Raw genomic sequence first — 19,448 nt, 5'->3', positions numbered from 1 at the left:
TGGGGCTGCGTATTCGAACGCGGATCAGAGCGGAAACATCGGATAAGGGCGGATGAAGCCCTGATTGGTTTCCGCCGGTGACTTTCCTCGCGCCGGGAACCAAACCAAAACGCTCTATCCGCTTTTATCCGATGTTTCCGCTCTGATCCGCGTTCAACCCCTTTACCCCCCCACCGGACGCGAGCCACCCCAATGACTCCGTACACCATCGCGGTACTGGCCTCGGGCCGCGGGACCAACCTGCAGGCGCTGCTGGACGCGATCGCGGCGGGCGCGCTGCCGGCGCGGATCGTGGGGGTTTTCTCGGACAAGCCGGCCAGCGGGGCCATCGCGCTGGCGCGGGAAGCGGGCATTGCCACGGTCGCGCTGCGGCCGCGCGACTTCGCCGATCGGGACGCCCACGATGAAGCGCTGTTCAGCGCCGTGGCAGCCGTTCAGCCCGACCTCATCGTGTGTGCGGGATACCTGCGCATCATCAGCGCCGCTTCGGTGCGACGATTCGAGGGCCGCATGATCAACATCCATCCATCGCTGCTGCCCAAGTACCCCGGCCTCGACACCCACGCCCGCGCGCTGGCCGCCGGCGATGCCGAGCACGGCGCCAGCGTGCACGTGGTGGTGCCCGAGCTCGACGCCGGCCCGCTCCTGTCGCAGGTGCGCATCCCGGTGCTACCCGGCGACGACGCCGCCGGACTCGCTGCCCGCCTGCTGCCGCGCGAACACGCGCTGCTCGCCGCTACCTGCCGCCTGCTGGCGACGCGGCGGCTGGACATCACCGGCGGGCGCGTGCGCTTCGACGGCCACGACCTGGCAGCGCCGCTGCTGCTCGACGCCCACGACCAGCTCCAGGAGGCCTGACCCATGCGCCCGTTCGCAATCGCCCTCGCCCTGCTGCTGCCGGCCGCCGCGGCCACCGCCGCGCCGCCGCCGGCTCCGTTCAGCGCCGACTACGCCGTGTACCAGGACGGCCAGCCCATCGGCACCGGCCGCATCACGCTGCGCCGCCTGCCCGACGGCCGCTGGGAAATGGTGACGCGCAGCGAGGCCACGCAGGGCGTGGCCGCGCTGGCCGGCGTGAAGCGCGAGGAAACCTCGGTGCTGGCCTGGGGCGCGGATGGCCCGCAGTCGCTGTCCTACGACATGCGCCAGAAGGCCGCCTGGAACGAGCGCCGCGAATCCCTGCGGGTGGATCCCGCGCGCCGCACCGCCACTGCGGGCCACAAGAATGAAACCACCGCCCTGCCCTGGCGCGCCGACCTGCTGGATCGCCACGCCGTCACCGCCGCGCTGATGTCGGAGCTGGCGGCCGGCCGGCGCGGCGAATTCAGCTATGCGGTGGCGGGCCGCCGCGCCATCGAGACCCAGCGCTATCGCACCGCCGCCAACGTGCGCCTGCGCACCGCCCTGGGCACCGAGCGCGCCATCCGCGTCGAGCGCCTGCGCGACGACGACAGCGGCCGCATCACCAAGATCTGGTTCGCCCGCAACCGCGGCTGGCTGCCCCTGCGCATCAAGCAATACGAGTCCGACGGCAGCACGTTGGACCTCCGCATCACCGCCGTCCGCTGACGGGGGCCTTGAAGGGCTTTTGACGCGGATTTACGCAGATAAACGCGGATAGAGCAAAGCAATAACGGATTGCCTTTCTGCCAAATGCCGCAGAAGGCGAAGACCCAACCTTAAGCTTTGCTCTATCCGCGTTAATCCGCGTCTAAAAAATCAGCCCGGCAGCCGCCGGATCTTCGCGCCGAGGGTGCCGAGTTTTTCTTCGATGTTCTCGTAGCCGCGATCGATGTGGTAGATGCGGTCCACCACCGTTTCGCCATGCGCCACCAGGCCCGCCAGCACCAGCGAGGCCGAGGCGCGCAGGTCGGTGGCCATGATGGGCGCGCCCGTCATGCGCTCGACGCCGCGGATGATCGCGGTGTTGCCCTCGACCCGGATGTCGGCGCCCAGGCGCTGCAGCTCGTTGAGGTGCATGAAGCGGTTCTCGAAGATCGTCTCCGTGATCACGCCCACGCCCTCGGCCACCGTATTGAGCGCCGCGAACTGCGCCTGCATGTCGGTCGGGAACGCCGGGTACGGCGCCGTGGTCAGGTTCACCGCTTTCGGGCGGCGGCCGCGCATATCCACTTCGATCATGTCGTCGCGGGTGTTGATGTGCGCGCCGGACTCCTCCAGCTTCACCAGGATCGCGTCCATGGTGTCGGCGCGCGCCCTGCGCACCGTGACCTTGCCGCCGGTCATCGCGCCGGCGACCAGGAACGTGCCAGCCTCGATGCGGTCGGGCAGCACGTCGTAGTGGATGCCGGCCAGGCGGTCGACGCCGTGCACGACGATGCGGTTGGTGCCGGCGCCCTCGATGTGCGCGCCCATCGCGATCAGGCAGTTGGCCAGGTCCACGACCTCGGGCTCCATCGCGCAGTTCTCGAGCACCGAGGTGCCCTTGGCCAGCGCGGCCGCCATCAGTACGTTCTCGGTGCCGGTGACGGTGATCATGTCGAACACGTAGCGGCCGCCCTTCAGGCGCTCGGCGCGGGCCTTGATGAAGCCATTCTCGACCGTGACCTCGGCGCCCAACGCCTGCAGGCCGCGGATGTGCTGCTCGACCGGACGCGAACCGATCGCGCAGCCGCCGGGCAGCGAGACCTCGGCGTGGCCGAAGCGCGCGAGCAGCGGGCCCAGCACCAGGATCGAGGCGCGCATGGTCTTCACCAGCTCGTACGGCGCCACCGTGGAGGTGATGAAGCGCGGGTCGGCGGTGATGGTGAGCTTCTCGTCCACCATCAGCTGCACGCCCATCGCGCCCAGCAGTTCCATGGTGGTGGTGACGTCGTGCAGGTGCGGGACGTTGCCGATCGAAATCGGGCCGTCGGCCAGCAGCGTGGCGGCGAGGATGGGCAGCACGGCGTTCTTGGCGCCGGAAATCTGCACCTCGCCGTTGAGCGGCTCGCCGCCCGTGATCACGATCTTGGCCATGTTTTATTTTTCTTCTTCGGGAGTCAGGGTGCGCAGCGCGAGGGCGTGGATCTCGCCGCCCATGCGCTCGCCGAGGGTGGCGTAGACCATCCGGTGGCGGGCCAGCGGCAGCTTGCCGCGGAAGGCCTCGCTGACCACGGTGGCCTCGAAATGCACGCCGTCGTCGCCCATCACGCGGGCGCGGGCGCCGGGCAGGCCGGTTTCGATCAGGTTCTGGATGATGTCGGGGGTCATGGCGGACGGGGGCGCGGCTGGCGCGCAGGCCTTACAATGAGGCCCCGCATCATACCCCCAACGCCCCCGGCATGAACGATCCCACGCAGGCCCCGACCGTCTCCGATGCCGCCCTGGCCGCCAGCGGCCGCGCCGTCATCGCCGTCGAGGCCGAGGCCCTGGCCGCGCTGCAGGCCAGGATCGGCGCCGAGTTCGCCGCCGCCTGCCGGCTGATGCTGGAGTGCCGCGGCCGGGTGGTCTGCACCGGCATGGGCAAGTCCGGCCATATCGCCAAGAAGATCGCCGCCACCCTGGCCTCCACCGGCACCCCGGCCTTCTTCATGCACCCGGGCGAGGCCAGCCACGGCGACCTGGGCATGGTCACCGACGCCGACCTGGTGCTGGCCCTGTCCAATTCCGGCGAATCCGACGAGATTTTGGCCATCGTCCCGGCGCTCAAGCGCCAGGGCAACCTGATGATCGCCATGACCGGCCGCCCCGCCTCCAGCCTGGGCCGCCTGGCCGACGTGCACCTGGACGCCAGCGTGCCGGCCGAGGCCTGCCCGCTGGGCCTGGCCCCCACGTCCAGCACCACCGCGGCGCTGGTGCTGGGCGACGCGCTGGCCGTGGCCCTGCTCGAGGCCCGCGGCTTCACCGCCGAGGACTTCGCCCGCTCGCACCCGGCCGGCAGCCTGGGCCGCAAGCTGCTGCTGCACATCCGCGACATCATGCACACCGGCGACGCGGTGCCCTCGGTGCCGGCCGACGCCAGCACCACCGCGGCCCTTCTGGAAATGACCCGCAAGCGCCTGGGCATGACCGCCGTGGTCGATGCCGCCGGCGTGCTGCAGGGCGTGTTCACCGACGGCGACCTGCGCCGCGCGCTCGACGACGAGCAGACCGACCTGCACGCCACCCCGGTGTCGAAGCTGATGGGCCGTACGCCCAAGACCATCGGCGCCGACGCGCTGGCGGTCGAGGCGGCGCACCTGATGGAGGAGTTCAAGATCAGCTCGCTGGTCGTGGTGGATGCGCAGCGCAAGGTCGTCGGCGCGCTGAACATTCATGACCTGTTGCGCGCGCGCGTGGTCTGATCCGGCCATGATCCTCTCCCCCAGCGACCTGCGCGCCCGCGCCGCCGGCATCCGCCTGGCCTGCTTCGACGTGGACGGCACGCTCACCGACGGCCGCCTGCACTACGACGCCGACGGCAAGGAATCCAAGGCCTTCCACGTGCTCGACGGCCAGGGCCTGCGCCTGCTCGAGGACCACGGCATCGCCGTCGCCCTGGTCACTGCGCGCGAAAGCGCCGCCGTGCTGGCGCGCGCCCGCGACCTGCGCATCGCCCACGTGCACACCGGCGTGAAGGACAAGGCCGCCACCCTGCGCATGCTGTGCGCGCAGCTCGGCATCGGTGCCCTGGAAACCGCGCACATGGGCGACGACCTGCCGGACCTGCCGGCGCTGGCGCTGGCTGGCCTGGCCGTGGCCCCGGCCAATGCCCATCCCTGGGTCGCCGAACGCGTGCACTGGCAGACCCGCGCCCGCGGCGGCGAAGGCGCGGTGCGCGAGCTCTGCGACCTACTGCTGGAGGCGCGCGGCCTGCGCGCCGCCGTGCTCGCCCGCTTCGGCATCGAATGAGCCGCGCCTGGCTCAACGGCGTGCTCGGCCTGCTGGCGCTGGTGCTGGTGAGCCTGGCCGTGTGGCAGTGGAGCCAGCGCCAGCGGCCGCCGGTGGAGGTGCCGCAGCGCTCCGACTACATCCTGCGCGACTACGAACTGACCACGCTCGACAAGGAGGGCCGCGAGTCCTTCACGGTGCGCGGGCCCTACCTGCAGCGCGACGTCGGCGGCCGGAGCCTGAGCCTGGTCGAGCCGCGCTTCTCCTTCCCGGCCTCGCAGGGCGGGCGCTGGCAGGCCAGCTCCGAGGCCGCCTGGGTCAGCCCGGGCGCCGACCAGGTGCACCTGCTGCGCCAGGTCGAGATGGTCGGCCCGCCGTCCGAGGCCGGCCTGCGCGTGCGCTTCGCCACCGATCGCCTGCGGGTGCTGCCGGACGTGGACCGGGCCGACGCCGCCGGACCCGTGACCGTCACCCACGGCGACTCTATACTCGTGGGCACCGGGCTCGACGTGGACATGTCGGCCAAGCGTTTTCAGCTGCTGAACGATGTCAAAGGACACTATGCGCCCCGCCGCAACTAGCCTGCTGATCCTCTGCCTCGCCGCCACCGGCCCGGCCTTCGCCCGGTCGACCGACCGCAGCCAGCCGATGGACATCGATGCCGACCGCACCGATGCCCTGCTCGGCGACGACGCCGTGTCGGTGCTCGAGGGCAACGTGAAGATCCGCCAGGGCAGCCTGGAAGTGGATGCCGACCGCGCCGAGGTGCACCGCCGCGCCGGCGACATCGACCGCATCGTACTTACCGGCGCGCCCGCGCGCCTGCGCCAGGTCTCCGACGCCGGCGAGGCGATGGACGCGCGCGCCAGCCAGGTCGTCTACACCCTGTCCAGCGAAGTGATGCTGCTCACCGGCGGCGTGGTGATCGAGCAGCCGCGCGGCAACCTGCGCGGCGAGACCATCAAGTACAACGTCGACACCGGCCGCCTCGACGGCGGCGGCGACGGCCAGCGCGTCTCCCTCCGCATCCTGCCCAAGACCGCCCCGGCCAACTGATGCTGACCGCGGCGGGGCTGGCCAAGAGCTACAAATCGCGCCAGGTCGTGCACGACTTCGGGCTGTCGCTGCGCCCGGGCGAAGTGGTCGGCCTGCTCGGCCCGAACGGCGCCGGCAAGACCACCTGCTTCTACATGATCGTCGGCCTGGTCGCGACCGACTCCGGCCAGATCCTGCTCGACGGCAACGACATCACCGCGCTGCCGATGCACGAGCGCGCGCGCCGCGGCCTGGGCTACCTGCCGCAGGAAGCCTCGGTGTTCCGCAAGCTCTCGGTGGCCGACAACATCAGCGCCGTGCTCGAACTGCGGCGCGAGCTCACCGCCGCCGCGCGCGAGCGCGAGCTGGCCGCGCTGCTCGAGGAGCTGCAGGTCGGCCATGTCGCCGGCCAGTCCGGCGCCAGCCTGTCGGGCGGCGAGCGCCGCCGCGTCGAGATCGCGCGCGCGCTCGCCGCCGCGCCGCGCTTCATGCTGCTCGACGAACCCTTCGCCGGCGTCGACCCAATCTCGGTCGGCGAGATCCAGCGCATCGTCCGCCACCTCAAGCAGCGCGGCATCGGCGTACTCATCACCGACCACAACGTGCGCGAGACCTTGGGCATTTGCGACCGGGCGTATATCCTCAATGCCGGCCGGGTGCTCGCGCAGGGTTCGCCCGACGAGGTCCTGGCCAACGCCGACGTGCGCCGCGTCTACCTGGGCGATTCCTTCCGCCTCTGAGGCCGGCGCGCGTTCCGTCCCCCCGCGGAGTGCCATGAAGCCCACCCTCCAGACCCGGCTCGGCCAGCAGCTGTCCCTGACGCCCCAGCTGCGCCAGGCGATCCGGCTGCTGCAGCTGTCGGCGATGGAGCTCGAGGCCGAACTCAACCAGGCGCTGGAATCCAACCCCCTGCTCGAGCGCGAGGAAGACGCCGAGCCCGTCTTCACGCCGCCCGACGGCGACCGGCCCGCCGACGCGCCCTCCGGCGAGGACGCGGGCGACAGCCCCGACAGCGGCGACTTCGACCCGGGCGAGCAGCCCGACTGGTTCGAGGCGAGCGCCGGCGGCAGCGAGCGCCGCGGCAACGGCGAGGACGACCACGACGAAACCACCCCCGCCGCCCCGGTGGACCTGCACGACCACCTGCTCTGGCAGCTGCAGCTCAGCCACCTCGGCCCGCGCGACATCGCCATCGGCCAGGCCCTGGTCGAGGCGATCAACGACGATGGCTACCTCGAGGGCCCGCTGGCCGACATCCAGGCCGCGCTTTTGCCGGAGATCACCGCCAGCGAGGCGGAGATCGAGACCGTTCTCCACATCATCCAGCACTTCGACCCGGTCGGCGCGGGCGCCCGCAGCCTGTCCGAATGCCTGTGCGTGCAGCTGCGCCTGCTCAGCGAGGACACCCCGGGCCTGGCCCTGGCCCGCGAGGTCTGCAGCCGGCACCTGGACGGCCTGGCCAGGCTGGGGGCGGGCAAGCTGGCGGCCCAGCTGCAGCAGCCGGCCGAAGCCATGGACCAGGCCGTGGCCCTGCTGCGCTCGCTCGACCCCAAGCCCGGCGCCCAGATCGGCGGCGGTGACGCCGAATACATCGCCCCCGACGTGATCGCGTACCGCCAGGGCGGCGTCTGGAAGGTAGCCCTGGCCCCGGGCAGCCAGCCCCGCCTGGGCATCAACCGCCACTACGAGCGCCTGATCGGCAAGGCCAGCCGCGAGGACGACAGCTACCTGCGCGGCCAGCTGCAGGAGGCCCGCTGGCTGATCAAGAGCCTCGAGACCCGGGCCGACACCCTGACCCGGGTGGCCAAGGCCATCGTCCGCCAGCAGAGCGGTTTCCTGGACCACGGCAACGTGGCCATGCGCCCGCTCACCCTGCGCGAAGTGGCCGAGGAACTCGGCCTGCACGAATCCACCATTTCACGCGCCACCACCCGCAAGTACCTGCGCACCCCCCGCGGCACCTTCGAGTTCAAGTACTTCTTCAGCTCCGGCATCGCCACCGAGCACGGCGGCGCGGCCTCGGCCACGGCCATCCAGGCCATGCTCCGCAAGCTGATCGACGCCGAGAACCCGCGCTCGCCCCTGTCCGACCAGCGCCTAGCCGAGATCCTCAAGGGCGAGGGCATCCCCGTGGCCCGGCGAACCGTGGCAAAATACCGCGAAGCGATGAACATCTCCGCCTCCAACGAACGGCAGCGCCTGGCCTGAGGCCCCCTCCGATGGCGAATGCCCGTTCCCGCCGCTGCGGCGCAAAGTTCCCCACCCCTTTTGACATCGGTCACGGCACGTTGCCCGTGGCCGTGTTTAGCTGTGCGTGACAACAACAGGAGGATCGTGATCATGCGGATCGACATCAGCGGCCACCAGATCGACGTCACCCCGGCCCTGCGCGACTACGTGCAGGACAAGCTCGCGCGCGTCGCGCGGCATTTCGACCACCACCTCGACACGCGGGTCATCCTCTCGGTGGACAAGCTCGACCAGAAGGCCGAGGCCACGCTCTCCACCCCGGGCAAAACCCTGCACGCCGAAGCCGTGGCGCCGGACATGTATGCCGCCATCGACCTGCTGGCCGACAAGCTCGACCGCCTGGTGATCAAGCAGAAAGAGAAGATGACCGACCACCACCGCGGCGAATCCGCCGCCCGCTCGGACAGCTTCGGCTGACATCGCCATGCACCTGCTGGACCTGCTCTCCCCGGCCCGCGTCAAGGCCAACGTCACCACCAGCGGCAAGAAGCGCCTGCTGGAGCAACTGGCGGCGCTGTTGGCCGACGGCGCCGACGGGGAGAGCGAACGCGGCATCTACGACGGCCTTTGCGGCCGTGAGCGACTAGGCAGCACCGGCCTGGGCCACGGCGTCGCGATCCCGCACGGACGCAGCGCCCGCCTGGCCAGCGCCACCGGCACCTTCCTCCGGCTCGCCGAACCCGTGGACTTCAACGCCCCGGACGGCCAGCCGGTGGACCTGGTGTTCGCGCTGGTGGTGCCCGAGCATTTCGCCACGCAGCACCTGATGCTGCTGGCCAACCTCGCCGAGATGTTCGGCGACGGCGATTTCCGCCAGCGCCTGCGCCAGGCGCCCGATTCGGCCGCGCTGTACGCGCTGCTCTCGGAGTGGCAGGCCGCGCACCCGGCGGCCGCCTGACATGACCGACCGCCTGCGCGCCCGCGAGCTGTTCGACGAACTGGGCGAGCGGCTCGGGCTGCGGTGGCTGGCCGGGCAGCGCGGCGCCGCCCGCGTGCTCGAACGCGGCGAGCATCTCTCGCGCCGGCCCTCGCTGGCGGGCTACCTCAACGTCATCCACCCCAACAAGGTCCAGATCATCGGTTCGGCCGAGCTGGCCTGGCTCGACGGCCTCGACGCGCGCAACCGCTGGGAAGTGCTGCAGAAGATCATGGACGCGCGCCCGCTGGCGATGGTCATCACCCAGAACCAGACCTGCCCCACCGACCTGCGCGACGCCGCCGAGGAATCCGACACCCCGCTATGGACCTCGCCGCGCCGGGGCTACGAGTTGCTCAACCTGCTGCAGTACCACCTGGCGCGCGCGCTGGCGCCGCGGGTCACGCTGCACGGCGTGTTCATGGAGATCTATTCGATCGGCGTGCTGGTCACCGGTGATTCGGGGCTGGGCAAGAGCGAGCTGGCGCTCGAGCTGATCAGCCGCGGCCACCGCCTGGTCGCCGACGACGCGCCCGAGTTCACCCAGATCGCGCCCGACGTGCTCGACGGCACCTGCCCCGACCTGCTGCAGGACCTGCTGGAAGTGCGCGGCCTGGGCGTGATGAACATCCGCCAGATGTTCGGCGACACCGCGGTGAAGAAGAACAAGTACCTGCGCCTGATCGTGCACCTGGTGCGCGCGCAGGACCCGTCGGCCGAGGCGATGGCGCGCATCACCGGCGAATCCACCAGCCGCAAGGTGCTCGACCTCGAGGTGCCGGTGGTCGAGCTGCCGGTCGCCGCCGGCCGCAACCTGGCCGTGCTGGCCGAGGCGGCGGTGCGCCTGCACCTGCTGCGCAGCAAGGGCATGGACCCGGCCGTCGCCTTCCTGGCCCGGCACAGCGAGTTCCTGCTGCAGGGCGAAGCGCCGTGAGCGAGTCCGCGCGTCCGCTGCTGATCGTGGTCAGCGGCATGTCCGGCTCGGGCAAGTCGGTGGCGCTGAACACGCTCGAGGACCTCGATTTCTTCTGCACCGACAACCTGCCGGCCGAGCTGCTGCCGCGCTTCGTGCGCTCGGTGGCCAGCGACAACCGCGGCCGGCACCGGCTGGCGGTGGGCATCGACGTGCGCAACCGCACGCCCGACCTCACGCGCGTGCCGGAATGGCTGGCGGAAGTCGGCGAACTGGGCTTCGACCACAAGCTGGTGTACTTCGACACCCGCGACGAGGTGCTGCTCAAGCGCTATTCCGACACGCGCCGCAAGCATCCGCTGAGCCACGACGGCCTGCCGCTGGCCGACGCCATCGAGCTCGAGCGCGTGCGCATGCGGCCGCTGCGGGCGATCGCCGACCTGGTGATGGACACGTCGGAAATGAACGTGCACCAGATGCGCCGGCAGGTGATCACCGAGCTGGGCGTCGGCGCGCACCAGGGCCTGTCGCTGCTGTTCGAGTCCTTCGCCTACAAGCGCGGCCTGCCGGCCGACGCCGATTTCGTGTTCGACGCCCGCGCCCTGCCCAACCCGCACTGGGACGCCCGCCTGCGCCCGCTCTCGGGCCGGGACGCGGCGGTGCGCGAGCACCTGGACCGGGACGCGCTGGTGCAGGAGTTCCGCGGCCAGATCACGGCCTTCCTCGACACCTGGATCCCGCGCTTCGAAGCCGAGACCCGCAGCTACCTGACGGTCGCCTTCGGCTGCACCGGCGGCCGGCACCGCTCGGTCTACCTCGCCGAGACCCTGGCCCGCCACTTCCGCGACCAGGGCCGCGAAGGCGTCGTCACCTTCCACCGCGAACTCGAATAGCCCCCGGCTCCCTGTGGGAGGGACTTCAGTCCCGATGCCTTTCGTTCGAACGCGGATCAAAGCGGATGGACGCGGATAAAAGCGGATAAGAAAAAGACTTGGGATTGGGCCGCCGCGAGACCAGCCCTTCAGGGTTTCTCGGCGCTTTACTGGATTCATCCGCTTCTATCCGCGTCCATCCGCTTTGATCCGCGGCCGAATACGGTTGATTTGTAGGATCCCGGCCGTCTGGTAATGTTCAGGCATGCCCGTCGGAATACTCATGGTCAGCCACGAAGGCGTCGCCAGCCCCTTGCTGGCGGCCGCGCGGCGGCTCGTGGGCGCGCTGCCGCTGGCGGTCGAGGCCTTCGAGGTGCCCTGGGAGGCCGATGCCGATGCGGTGCTGCCGGGCGCCAGCGCGGCGCTGCGCAAGGTCGACGGCGACGGCGTGCTGCTGATGGTCGACTTGTACGGCGCCACGCCGGCGCGCGTGGCGGAAAAGCTTTCCCGGCTCGGGACGCCCTGCCACCGCATCAGCGGCCTGTCGCTGCCGATGCTGCTGCGCGCGCTCAACTACCCCGAGCAGGGCCTGGACGAACTCGCGCGCACGGCCGCCGCCGGCGCGCGCAACGGCGTGGTGATCGACGATGCTTGAACGCGAACTCAAGGTGGTGAACCGGCTGGGCCTGCACGCGCGCGCGGCGGCAAAACTGGTGCAGCTGCTGTCCGGCTTCCAGTGCCAGGCCTCGCTCACCGGGCGCGGCCGCGAGGTCAACGCCAAGTCCATCATGGGCGTGCTGCTGCTGGCCGCCGCGCCCGGTGCCAGCCTGGTGCTGCGCGTGGACGGCGCCGACGAGGCGGCGGCGATGGAAGCGGCCGCGGCGCTGTTCGAGCGCCGGTTCGACGAGGACGGCTGATGCGGCGCGCCCTGCGCGGCCAGCCGGCATCCCGGGGCATCGCGCTCGGGCGCGTCCGCGTCCGGCACCCGCAGGCGCTGGTGGTCAACGAACAGCGCATCCGCGCCGAGGACGTCCCCGACGAAATCCTGCGCCTGCACCGCGCGCTCGACGCCACCCGCGCCGAACTGCACGGCCTGCGCGAGCGCCTGCACGGCGCGCTGGCGCAGGAGGTCGGCGAGTTCCTCGACCTGCACGCGATGATCCTCGACGATCCCGAGCTGCTGCATGGCCTCGACGACCTCGTCAGCACCGGACGCTACTCCGCCGACTACGCCCTGAAGCTGCAGCGTGACCGCCTGGCCGCGGTGTTCGAGGGCATGCACGACGACTACTTCCGCAGCCGGCGCGAGGACCTCGACCACGTGATCGGCCGCGTGCACGCCGCGCTGCAGCGGCGCGGCGACGATGCCACCACCGGCCTGTCCGGCGAGATCCTGGTGTGCGACGCGGTCGCGCCGCAGGAGCTGGCCGAGCTGCAGTCGCAGGGCGTGGTGGCGGTGGTTGCCGCCAGCGGCAGCCCGCTCTCGCACAGCGCCATCCTCGCGCGCAGCCTGCACCTGCCGCTGGTGCTGGGCGCCGGCGAGCTGCTGGCGCTTGCCAACGACGGCGACGCCCTGATGGTGGACGGCGCCACCGGCGAGCTGGTGCTCGAGCCCGGCCCGGCCGACCTCAAGCGCTACCACCGCCGCGTCGCGGAAATCGGCAAGGAGCAGGCGCAGCTCACCCGCCTGCGCCGCCAGCCCACGCGCACGCAGGACGGCGTCGACATCCGCCTCTATGCCAACGCCGAATCGCGCGAGGACGTGGCCGAAGCGCATTCCCTCGGCGCCGACGGCATCGGCCTGTACCGCACCGAGTTCCTGTTCCTGCAGCGGCGCGAGCTGCCCACCGAAGACGAACAGTTCCTCGCCTACCGCGACCTGGTGCTGGGCATGGCCGGCCGCGTGGTCACCATCCGCACGCTCGACCTCGGCGCCGACAAGGCCGACCACAGCGGCCTGGCCCTGCGCAGCGAGCCCAACCCGGCGCTCGGCCTGCGCGGCGTGCGGCTGTCGCTGGCGCACGAGGCGCTGTTCCTGACCCAGCTGCGCGCCATCCTGCGCGCCTCGGCCTACGGGCCGGTGCGGATCCTGGTGCCGATGGTGTGCTGCCGCGAGGAAATGCAGGCGGTGGTCGCCCTGCTCGAGGCGGCACGCGCCTCGCTGCTGGCCGAGAGCGCGCCGACCGGCCCGTTCGTCGAGCTTGGCGCGATGATCGAAGTGCCGGCGGCGGCGCTGGGCCTGCCCGACTTCATCGACCTGGTGGACTTCGTGTCGGTCGGCACCAACGACCTGGTGCAGTACCTGCTGGCGGTGGACCGCAACCACGAGTCGCTGGCCTCGCTGTACACGCCGCGCCACCCGGCGATGCTTCGGCTGCTGTCCGAACTCTTCAGCTACGGCCGCCGCAACGGCATCCCGGTCGCGGTCTGCGGCGAAATGGCCGGCGAAGCCGCCAACGTCCCGCTGCTGCTGGCGCTGGGCCTGCGCGACTTCAGCCTGCACCCGTCCACGCTGCTGGAGGTGCGCCGCGCCATCCGCGACGCCGACCACGCCAGCCTCCGCCGCCGCGCCCAGTCCCTCCTCCGCGCCCACGACCGCGCCGCCATCGAAAAGTGGCTGGCGCGGTGAAGCTGGAAAGTGGTTTTAGCCACGGCGCGGAGTATCAGTCTCCGAACTTCTCGTCGAAGAAGGACTCCATGGCGGCGTAGGCGCGCTTCGCGGCGCGGGGCTCGTAGAGGCAGCCCGGGCTGTTGGCGTCGGCTTCGGCGAAGCAGTGGACGGCGCCGGAGTAGTTGACGAACTGCCAGTCGGCCTTGGCGTCGGTCATTTCCTTCTGGAAGGTGGCGATCTGCTCGGCGGGCACGTAGGTGTCGTCGGCACCGTTGAGCACCAGCAGGCTGGCCTTGACGTCGCCGGCCTGGGCCGGAATCGAGGTGGACAGGTTGCCGTGGAAGCTGACCACGCCGGCCACGTCGGCGCCGCTGCGGGCCAGGTCCAGCACCACCGCGCCGCCGAAGCAGAAGCCGATGCCGCCGAGCTGCGTGGCGTCGAGCGGCGCCTTGCCCGCGGAGGACTTCAACACGCCCAGCGCGGCGTTGATGCGGCCGCGCAGCGCCTCGCGGTCGGCGTACACGGCGCCGGCGGCCTTGCCGGCCTCGTCGGCGTTGGCCGGGCGCACGCCCTTGCCGTACATGTCCACCAGCAGGATCACGTAGTCGTCGCCGGCCAGCTGCCTGGCCTTCTCGACCGCGGCGTCGGTGACGCCCATCCAGTTCGGCACCATCAGCAGGCCGGGGCGGCGGTCGTCCTCGTCCTTGTCGTAGACCAGGTAGCCGTCGAAGGTGGTGCCGCCGTGGGTCCAGCTGACCGGTTCGGCGACGGGCTGGGCGACGGCGGTGGTGCCCAGGCTAAGCAGGGCGAGGGCGAGCAGGGAGCGCATGGCGTGTCCTCCGTGGGAAGTGCCGGGATGATAATCCCGGCGCCTCGCCGCGGGGTAAGCGCCGCGTGAGCGTCAGGCCACGCCGAGGCCGGGGATGGCGCTGATCTGGTCCGGGTCGAAGCCGGCGGCCTTGGCGAAGTGCCGGCCGCGGGCGACGTAGTCGAGGTAGCGCGGGAAGCTGGGCGCGCCGGGCGAGAGCAGCAGCACGCCGTCGGTGCCCAGCGCCTGCAGGCCGAGCTTCACCGCCTCCTCCATCTCGGCCGCCTCGGCCAGCACCATGCGGTCGCCCAGCGCCAGCGTGCGCAGTTTTTCGTAAACGCGCGGGCCGTTCTGGCCCATCGTGATCACCGCGGCCACCGGCTCGGCGGCGATGCGCTCGACGAACACGCCCCAGTCGAGGCCACGGTCGTAGCCGCCGACCAGGATCGCCACGCGCCGCCCCCGGAAGCAGTCGAGCGCGGCGATGGACGCATGCGGCGTGGTGGCGATCGAATCATTCACCGCCTCGACGCCGTTGCGCGTGCCCAGCGTCTGCAGCCGGTGCGGCAGGGGGCGGAACGACAGCGCAGCGGGCGCCAGCTTCACCGCGTCCAGGCCCAGGGCCTCGATCGCCGCCAGCGCCGCGCACAGGTTCAGGCGGTTGTGGCGGCCGGGCAGCGGCAGGCTGCGGGCGTCCAGCACCGCGCGCTCGCCGCGGTACACGCTGCCCTCGCGCACGTGCCAGCCGTCGGCCAGGTTGAACCAGGCCACGCGGGTGGTGGGCGGCACTTCCAGCTCGGCCAGCACCGGGTCGGCGGCGTTGAAGACGGCGACGCGGGGCGCGGCCTTCGTGACCAGCGCCAGCTTGTCGGCGTAGTAGCGGGCCTCGCTGCCGTGCCAGTCCAGGTGTTCAGGGAACAGGTTGAGCACCACGGCCACGTCGAGCGCGCTCGCCTCGCCGGTCTGGTAGCTCGAGAGTTCGATCGCCCAGACGTCTGGCGGCGGCTGCACGTCCAGCAGCTCGAGCAAAGGCAGGCCGATGTTGCCGGCCAGGGCCGTGCGCTGGCCGGCCGCGCGCAACAGGTGGGCGATCAGCGCGGTGGTGGTGGACTTGCCCTTGGTGCCGGTGACGGCCACGCGCTTGCCCGCCGCGGGTTCGGCGAACCACAGCCCGCTGCCGCCGACGAAACGCACGCCGCGCAGGGCGGCGTCGGCCGCGGGCGAGGCGTAGGGGCTGATGCCGGGCGACTTGATCACCACCTCGTGTTCGCAAAGCGCGTCGGCGTCGACGGCGATTTCGATGCGCAGCGCCGGGTCCTGCATCTCGCGCAGCGGCTCGGCCTCGTCGGGCGAGCAGAACACGGTCACCGGCTGGCGCGGCAGCCGCCAGCGCAGGGCGGCCAGCGCGGCCCGGCCTTCGCGGCCGTAGCCCCAGATCGCGACCCGCTTGCCCTCAAGCTCCGAAATGCGCACGCAGCGGTCCCCACAGCTCGCCTGGAATGCCGTGATCATCGGAGGCTTCGAGCAGCGGCGCCAGCCCCCTCTCCTCCGGCGCCAGCTGCGGCCGGATTTCGCGCGCGTAGCGCTTCACCAGCGCGTCCTCGCGCCAGGCCGGGCTGTCGGCCAGCGCGTCCATGGCGGCGCGCGATTCGCGGCCCTCGCCCACGCACTCGAAGGGCTTGTGGTCGCGGAACTCGAGCAGGGCGTCGTAGCCCGGCGCCTGCTCCGGCTCGTCGAGCAGGTTGCGGCCGAAGATGGTCATCAGCCGCGGCTTGGGCATGAACGGCGCCAGCGCCAGGAACACGAAGTGGCACTTGGGACAGATGCCGCACCAGCGCTGCGCCGGGCGCTCGCCGAGGATGTGAAAGTTGCGGTTGCAGCTGGAGAAGTGCTGGTCGTAGCGGTCGAGCCGCGCGAACTGCCGCGCCACGGCCAGCTCGGAGAACGGGCGCAGCAGCGAGTAGTAGCGCAGGTCGGCGGCGACGTGGCGGCGCAGGTAGGCCGCGAAGTCGCGCTCGAAGTCCCAGCCCTTCGACCACTGGTGGTTCACCTCGCCCGTGCCGGGGATCAGGCTGCCGTAGCTGGCCGAGCGCTCGTTCGAGAACACCACCTGGTCGTGGCCCTGCAGCAGCGCCGCCAGCGCGAGGATGGCCGAGTTCACCGCCGTCACCGGGATGTGGCCGTTGAGTGCGCCCTGGCGGTTGAGCTCGAACAGCCGCGGCGACAGCGTGCGGGTGATGTTGAGCAGCGGCAGCCCGGTGCGCTCGGCGCAGGCGCGGATCAGCGGCGAGCTGCCGATCCAGGCCACGGTCTGGTCGATGCCCAGCGCGCGCAGCGCCTCGATCGAGACCAGCGAGTCCTTGCCGCCGCCGATGGCGACCACCGCGTGTCGCTTGAGGCCCACCGCCGGCGCCTCCTGTAGGAGGGCCTTCAGGCCCGAAGGCTCTTCGGAGGAAAGCTTCGGGACTGAAGGCCCTCCTACAGGGGCGGCGACGGGGAAATGGATCTTGCCGCGCAGCTGCAGGCCGTTGCGGTAGGCGAACTCGCCGAGGCCGTTCTCGTAGATGGACGTCAGCAGCGCCGCGGTGTCGGCGTCGATGCCCTCGCCCTCGATCACGATCTGCGGCGGCACCGCGGCCTTGTAGTAGCTCACGCCGGCGACCAGGTGCAGCAGGCGCAGCGCGCGCTGCACGGCCTCCGCACGCGCACCGTCCAGCGCGAACGGCGCGCCGGGGAAGCGCACGACCTCCTCCATCACCGGGCCGTCGTCGAAGGCATAGCCCAGCCGCGCCTCGCCCGTGGCCGGGTCGAACTGGCAGCCGGTGAAGCGGAAGGCGCGGATGGCGCCGCGGTCGAACTCAGTCATCGATCACGTCCTCCTGCGGCAGATCGCGCAGGTTGTAGCGGTTGGCCATCACGGCCCCGTAGGCGCCCGCGTGGCCGACCAGCAGCACATCGCCTTCGGCGGTGGCCTCGGGCAGGCGGCGCTGGCGGCCGATCACGTCGCCGGTCTCGCAGATCGGGCCGACCACGTCGCAGGCGTCGCCCGCGGGCTCGTCGAGCCGCGACAGGTTCACGATCTCGTGCCAGGCGTTGTAGAGCGCCGGGCGCAGCAGCGCGTTCATGCCGCCGTCGGCACCGACCCGGCGCAGTCCCTGCTTGCGCGTCACTTGCGTGACGCCCAGCAGCAGCACGCCGCACTCGGCCACCAGGTAGCGGCCCGGCTCCACCCACAGCGCGTACTGCGGGTAGGCCGCCTTCACTTCCGCCAGCGCAGCCGCGTAGGCGGCGACGTCGAAGGGCTCGGCCTCGGGGTCGTAAGCCACGCCCAGGCCGCCGCCGACGTCGATGAATCCGACCGTGCCGATGCCCTCGGCCAGCGCGGCCAGCTGCGCGTACACGGTGTGCCAGTGGCGCGCGTCGTGGATGCCGCTGCCGATGTGCGCGTGCAGGCCGATGATGCGGGCGCCGGCGGCGCGCGCGGCGTCGAGGAACTCGGGCAGTGCGTCGGCCGCGAGGCCGAACTTCGCGTCCTTGCCGCCGGTGCGCACCTTCTCGTGGTGGCCGTGGCCGAATCCGGGGTCGAGCCGCAGCACGATGTCGCGGCCGCGGAACAGCTCCGGCCACTGCCGCAGCGGCGTCGCCGAATCGATGGTGACGAACACGCCCTTCTCGAGCGCGGCCGCGTACTCGCCGCGCGGCGCGAAGCTCGGGGTGAACAGCACCCGGTCCGGCGCCAGCGCCGGCAGCACGCGGTGGAGGTGCTCGAGCTCGCCGCGCGACACGCATTCGAACCCGAAGCCCTCGGCGTCAAGCGCCTGCAGTACGCGCGGATGCGGATTGGCCTTGAGCGCGAAGAAGCGCCGGTCGATCGCGGGCACGCCGGCGATCTCGCGCGCCCGCTCGCGCACGGTCGGCAGGTGGTAGACGTAGCGCGGCGTGCCGGCCTGGGCCAGGTGCAGCAGGCGGCCCGACTGCCGCTGCCACCACGTGGGCGGGCGCAGCGTGGCCGGCTGGTCGATGCGGCGCCAGCTCGGGCCGAACACCGCCGCCTCGCTCACCGGCATCGCGCCCGACTGCGCCAGCAGCGCGTGCAGGCGCGGCAGCATGCCTTCGGCCAGGCCCTCGTCCACCACGAAGGTGAGGTTGAGGTCGTTGGAGGACTGCGAGATCAGGTGCACGCGCTCGCGGCCGAACTCGGCCCAGACGTCGGACAGCTTGTGCAGCATCGAGCGCATGCCGCGCCCGACCAGGGTGATCGCCGCGCAGGGCGCGATCACCTTGACCCGGCACACCTGGGCCAGGTCGGCGCAGAGCGCGTCGAGCACGTTGGTGCTGACCAGGTTGTCGCTGGGGTCGAGCGAGACGGTGACGTTGGCCTCGGACGAACCGATCAGGTCGATCGACAGCCCGTGCGCCTTGAAGCGCTCGAACACGTCGGACAGGAAGCCGACTTGCTGCCACATGCCGATGGTTTCCATCGACACCAGCACGATGCCGCGGCGCGAGCTGATGGCCTTGACGCCTGGGAGGGTTTTCGCCGAGGAATCGATCACCGTGCCCGGCATGTCCGGCCGCTCGGTGTCGCGGATCCACAGCGGCACCCGCGCCTCGCGGCAGGGATGGATGCAGCGCGGGTGCAGCACCTTGGCGCCGGTGGTGGCGATTTCCTGCGCCTCGGCGTAGTCCAGCCGCGACAGCAGGCGCGCCTGCGGCACCACCCGCGGATTGGCGCTGAACATGCCGGGCACGTCGGTCCAGATCTCCACCCGCTCGGCGCCGAGCAGGGCACCGAAGTACGCCGCCGAGGTATCCGAACCGCCGCGACCGAGGATGCAGTCGCCGCCCGCCTCGTCGCGGGCGATGAAACCCTGGGTGATGAGGCAATCGCCCTGGGCGGCGAAGCGCGCGCGCCAGTCGGCATCGGCGTCGATGCCGCAGTTCACGCTCAGCCGCCGCGCCCAGGCGCTCTGGTGCGGCAGCGTCTTCGCGCGCAACCAGTCACGGGCGTCGCACCAGCGCAGCGGCAGGTCGGCAGCGGCGAGAAAAGCCTGGCCGATGCGCGAGGACAGCAGCTCGCCGAGGCCCAGTACCTCGGCCTGCCAGGCCATGTGGGTGGCTTCGTCGCCGGCGGCGCGGGCATCCACCGCCAGCGCGGCAAGGCGCGCCAGCTGGTCGCCGAGCACGGCCTCGGCATCGATGCCCAGTTCGGCGCAGAAGGCGCGATGGCG

Annotated in this window: 21 protein-coding genes; 15 read left to right on the top strand and 6 right to left on the bottom strand. The window is 71.4% G+C overall.

Annotated elements, in window-relative coordinates; translation table 11 throughout:
• The first annotated feature begins 192 nt into the window (after positions 1–192).
• A complete protein-coding gene (gene purN / locus VFV21_RS09345) occupies positions 193–858 on the top strand; it encodes a phosphoribosylglycinamide formyltransferase (protein WP_329669156.1) in 666 nt (221 codons plus the stop codon).
• A 3-nt stretch (positions 859–861) separates the two neighbouring features.
• Positions 862–1,569 (top strand): DUF3108 domain-containing protein, encoded by a 708-nt coding sequence (locus tag VFV21_RS09340; RefSeq protein ID WP_329669155.1) that lies wholly within the window; start codon positions 862–864, stop codon positions 1,567–1,569.
• Between the two features lie 150 nt (positions 1,570–1,719).
• Here VFV21_RS09340 and murA read toward each other — a convergent pair whose 3' ends face one another.
• Both murA and VFV21_RS09330 read right to left on the bottom strand, forming a co-directional pair.
• Positions 1,720–2,979 (bottom strand): UDP-N-acetylglucosamine 1-carboxyvinyltransferase, encoded by a 1,260-nt coding sequence (murA, locus tag VFV21_RS09335; protein ID WP_329669154.1) that lies wholly within the window; start codon positions 2,977–2,979, stop codon positions 1,720–1,722.
• 3 nt (positions 2,980–2,982) lie between these two features.
• Positions 2,983–3,213 (bottom strand): BolA family protein, encoded by a 231-nt coding sequence (locus VFV21_RS09330; RefSeq protein WP_329669153.1) that lies wholly within the window; start codon positions 3,211–3,213, stop codon positions 2,983–2,985.
• A 71-nt stretch (positions 3,214–3,284) separates the two neighbouring features.
• On the opposite strand from VFV21_RS09330, the gene VFV21_RS09325 reads away from it, so the two are divergent.
• The 13 genes from VFV21_RS09325 to ptsP all read left to right on the top strand — a co-directional run bounded on the left by VFV21_RS09325 (position 3,285) and on the right by ptsP (position 13,427).
• Complete coding sequence (locus VFV21_RS09325) at positions 3,285–4,286, top strand: KpsF/GutQ family sugar-phosphate isomerase (RefSeq protein ID WP_329669152.1); 1,002 nt, start codon at positions 3,285–3,287, stop codon at positions 4,284–4,286.
• Positions 4,287–4,293: 7 nt separating this feature from the next.
• Complete coding sequence (locus tag VFV21_RS09320) at positions 4,294–4,833, top strand: KdsC family phosphatase (RefSeq protein WP_329669151.1); 540 nt, start codon at positions 4,294–4,296, stop codon at positions 4,831–4,833.
• A complete protein-coding gene (gene lptC, locus VFV21_RS09315; protein ID WP_329669150.1) occupies positions 4,830–5,393 on the top strand; it encodes an LPS export ABC transporter periplasmic protein LptC in 564 nt (187 codons plus the stop codon). Before VFV21_RS09320 ends, lptC begins: the two co-directional genes overlap by 4 nt.
• A complete protein-coding gene (lptA, locus tag VFV21_RS09310) occupies positions 5,374–5,868 on the top strand; it encodes a lipopolysaccharide transport periplasmic protein LptA (protein WP_329669149.1) in 495 nt (164 codons plus the stop codon). Before lptC ends, lptA begins: the two co-directional genes overlap by 20 nt.
• Positions 5,868–6,587, top strand: coding sequence for an LPS export ABC transporter ATP-binding protein (gene lptB, locus VFV21_RS09305; protein WP_329669148.1), 720 nt, complete (start codon positions 5,868–5,870; stop codon positions 6,585–6,587). Before lptA ends, lptB begins: the two co-directional genes overlap by 1 nt.
• Positions 6,588–6,621: 34 nt before the next feature.
• Positions 6,622–8,055: an RNA polymerase factor sigma-54 gene (locus VFV21_RS09300; protein WP_329669147.1), complete on the top strand. Its 1,434-nt coding sequence runs from the start codon at positions 6,622–6,624 to the stop codon at positions 8,053–8,055.
• Between the two features lie 132 nt (positions 8,056–8,187).
• The gene (gene hpf, locus VFV21_RS09295; protein WP_329669146.1) at positions 8,188–8,514 is read left to right on the top strand and encodes a ribosome hibernation-promoting factor, HPF/YfiA family; all 327 of its coding nucleotides are present in this window, start codon (positions 8,188–8,190) and stop codon (positions 8,512–8,514) included.
• Positions 8,515–8,521: 7 nt separating this feature from the next.
• Entirely contained in the window at positions 8,522–8,995 is a 474-nt protein-coding gene (locus VFV21_RS09290; protein WP_329669145.1) for a PTS sugar transporter subunit IIA, read from the top strand.
• 1 nt (position 8,996) lies between these two features.
• The gene (gene hprK / locus VFV21_RS09285; protein WP_329669144.1) at positions 8,997–9,947 is read left to right on the top strand and encodes an HPr(Ser) kinase/phosphatase; all 951 of its coding nucleotides are present in this window, start codon (positions 8,997–8,999) and stop codon (positions 9,945–9,947) included.
• 23 nt (positions 9,948–9,970) lie between these two features.
• Positions 9,971–10,819 carry an RNase adapter RapZ gene (rapZ, locus tag VFV21_RS09280; RefSeq protein ID WP_329669398.1) on the top strand — a complete coding sequence of 283 codons (849 nt, stop codon included), beginning with the start codon at positions 9,971–9,973 and terminating at the stop codon, positions 10,817–10,819.
• 244 nt (positions 10,820–11,063) lie between these two features.
• Positions 11,064–11,453: a PTS sugar transporter subunit IIA gene (locus VFV21_RS09275; protein ID WP_329669143.1), complete on the top strand. Its 390-nt coding sequence runs from the start codon at positions 11,064–11,066 to the stop codon at positions 11,451–11,453.
• Positions 11,446–11,715, top strand: coding sequence for an HPr family phosphocarrier protein (locus VFV21_RS09270; RefSeq protein WP_329669142.1), 270 nt, complete (start codon positions 11,446–11,448; stop codon positions 11,713–11,715). Before VFV21_RS09275 ends, VFV21_RS09270 begins: the two co-directional genes overlap by 8 nt.
• Complete coding sequence (ptsP, locus tag VFV21_RS09265) at positions 11,715–13,427, top strand: phosphoenolpyruvate--protein phosphotransferase (RefSeq protein ID WP_329669141.1); 1,713 nt, start codon at positions 11,715–11,717, stop codon at positions 13,425–13,427. Before VFV21_RS09270 ends, ptsP begins: the two co-directional genes overlap by 1 nt.
• A 34-nt stretch (positions 13,428–13,461) precedes the next feature.
• Here ptsP and VFV21_RS09260 read toward each other — a convergent pair whose 3' ends face one another.
• The 4 genes from VFV21_RS09260 to VFV21_RS09245 all read right to left on the bottom strand — a co-directional run.
• The gene (locus VFV21_RS09260; RefSeq protein WP_329669140.1) at positions 13,462–14,238 is read right to left on the bottom strand and encodes a dienelactone hydrolase family protein; all 777 of its coding nucleotides are present in this window, start codon (positions 14,236–14,238) and stop codon (positions 13,462–13,464) included.
• A gap of 72 nt (positions 14,239–14,310) precedes the next feature.
• Entirely contained in the window at positions 14,311–15,690 is a 1,380-nt protein-coding gene (gene murD, locus VFV21_RS09255) for a UDP-N-acetylmuramoyl-L-alanine--D-glutamate ligase (protein WP_329669397.1), read from the bottom strand.
• Entirely contained in the window at positions 15,671–17,083 is a 1,413-nt protein-coding gene (murL, locus tag VFV21_RS09250; RefSeq protein WP_329669139.1) for a UDP-N-acetyl-alpha-D-muramoyl-L-alanyl-L-glutamate epimerase, read from the bottom strand. The genes murD and murL overlap by 20 nt, the downstream gene beginning before the upstream one ends.
• On the bottom strand, positions 17,076–19,448 hold a 2,373-nt coding region (locus VFV21_RS09245), incomplete at its 5' end, for a bifunctional aspartate kinase/diaminopimelate decarboxylase (protein ID WP_329669138.1). The genes VFV21_RS09245 and murL, both read right to left, overlap by 8 nt.

This window comes from Arenimonas sp. (assembly GCF_036275555.1).
In the GTDB taxonomy this organism is placed as follows: domain Bacteria; phylum Pseudomonadota; class Gammaproteobacteria; order Xanthomonadales; family Xanthomonadaceae; genus Arenimonas.
Note: the sequence above shows the minus strand (reverse complement) of the source record. Positions and strands in the feature narration are given on the sequence as shown.

What these genes read in the sequence shown, in the direction of transcription:
- VFV21_RS09260 (WP_329669140.1), bottom strand. Translation starts at nt 14,238, where the DNA reads ATGCGCTCCCTGCTCGCCCTCGCCCTGCTTAGCCTGGGCACCACCGCC.
- purN (WP_329669156.1), top strand. Translation starts at nt 193, where the DNA reads ATGACTCCGTACACCATCGCGGTACTGGCCTCGGGCCGCGGGACCAAC.
- lptA (WP_329669149.1), top strand. Translation starts at nt 5,374, where the DNA reads ATGCGCCCCGCCGCAACTAGCCTGCTGATCCTCTGCCTCGCCGCCACC.
- ptsP (WP_329669141.1), top strand. Translation starts at nt 11,715, where the DNA reads ATGCGGCGCGCCCTGCGCGGCCAGCCGGCATCCCGGGGCATCGCGCTC.
- VFV21_RS09270 (WP_329669142.1), top strand. Translation starts at nt 11,446, where the DNA reads ATGCTTGAACGCGAACTCAAGGTGGTGAACCGGCTGGGCCTGCACGCG.
- VFV21_RS09290 (WP_329669145.1), top strand. Translation starts at nt 8,522, where the DNA reads ATGCACCTGCTGGACCTGCTCTCCCCGGCCCGCGTCAAGGCCAACGTC.
- VFV21_RS09330 (WP_329669153.1), bottom strand. Translation starts at nt 3,213, where the DNA reads ATGACCCCCGACATCATCCAGAACCTGATCGAAACCGGCCTGCCCGGC.
- lptC (WP_329669150.1), top strand. Translation starts at nt 4,830, where the DNA reads ATGAGCCGCGCCTGGCTCAACGGCGTGCTCGGCCTGCTGGCGCTGGTG.
- VFV21_RS09300 (WP_329669147.1), top strand. Translation starts at nt 6,622, where the DNA reads ATGAAGCCCACCCTCCAGACCCGGCTCGGCCAGCAGCTGTCCCTGACG.
- VFV21_RS09275 (WP_329669143.1), top strand. Translation starts at nt 11,064, where the DNA reads ATGCCCGTCGGAATACTCATGGTCAGCCACGAAGGCGTCGCCAGCCCC.
- murL (WP_329669139.1), bottom strand. Translation starts at nt 17,083, where the DNA reads ATGACTGAGTTCGACCGCGGCGCCATCCGCGCCTTCCGCTTCACCGGC.
- murA (WP_329669154.1), bottom strand. Translation starts at nt 2,979, where the DNA reads ATGGCCAAGATCGTGATCACGGGCGGCGAGCCGCTCAACGGCGAGGTG.
- VFV21_RS09325 (WP_329669152.1), top strand. Translation starts at nt 3,285, where the DNA reads ATGAACGATCCCACGCAGGCCCCGACCGTCTCCGATGCCGCCCTGGCC.
- VFV21_RS09340 (WP_329669155.1), top strand. Translation starts at nt 862, where the DNA reads ATGCGCCCGTTCGCAATCGCCCTCGCCCTGCTGCTGCCGGCCGCCGCG.
- VFV21_RS09320 (WP_329669151.1), top strand. Translation starts at nt 4,294, where the DNA reads ATGATCCTCTCCCCCAGCGACCTGCGCGCCCGCGCCGCCGGCATCCGC.
- hpf (WP_329669146.1), top strand. Translation starts at nt 8,188, where the DNA reads ATGCGGATCGACATCAGCGGCCACCAGATCGACGTCACCCCGGCCCTG.
- hprK (WP_329669144.1), top strand. Translation starts at nt 8,997, where the DNA reads ATGACCGACCGCCTGCGCGCCCGCGAGCTGTTCGACGAACTGGGCGAG.
- lptB (WP_329669148.1), top strand. Translation starts at nt 5,868, where the DNA reads ATGCTGACCGCGGCGGGGCTGGCCAAGAGCTACAAATCGCGCCAGGTC.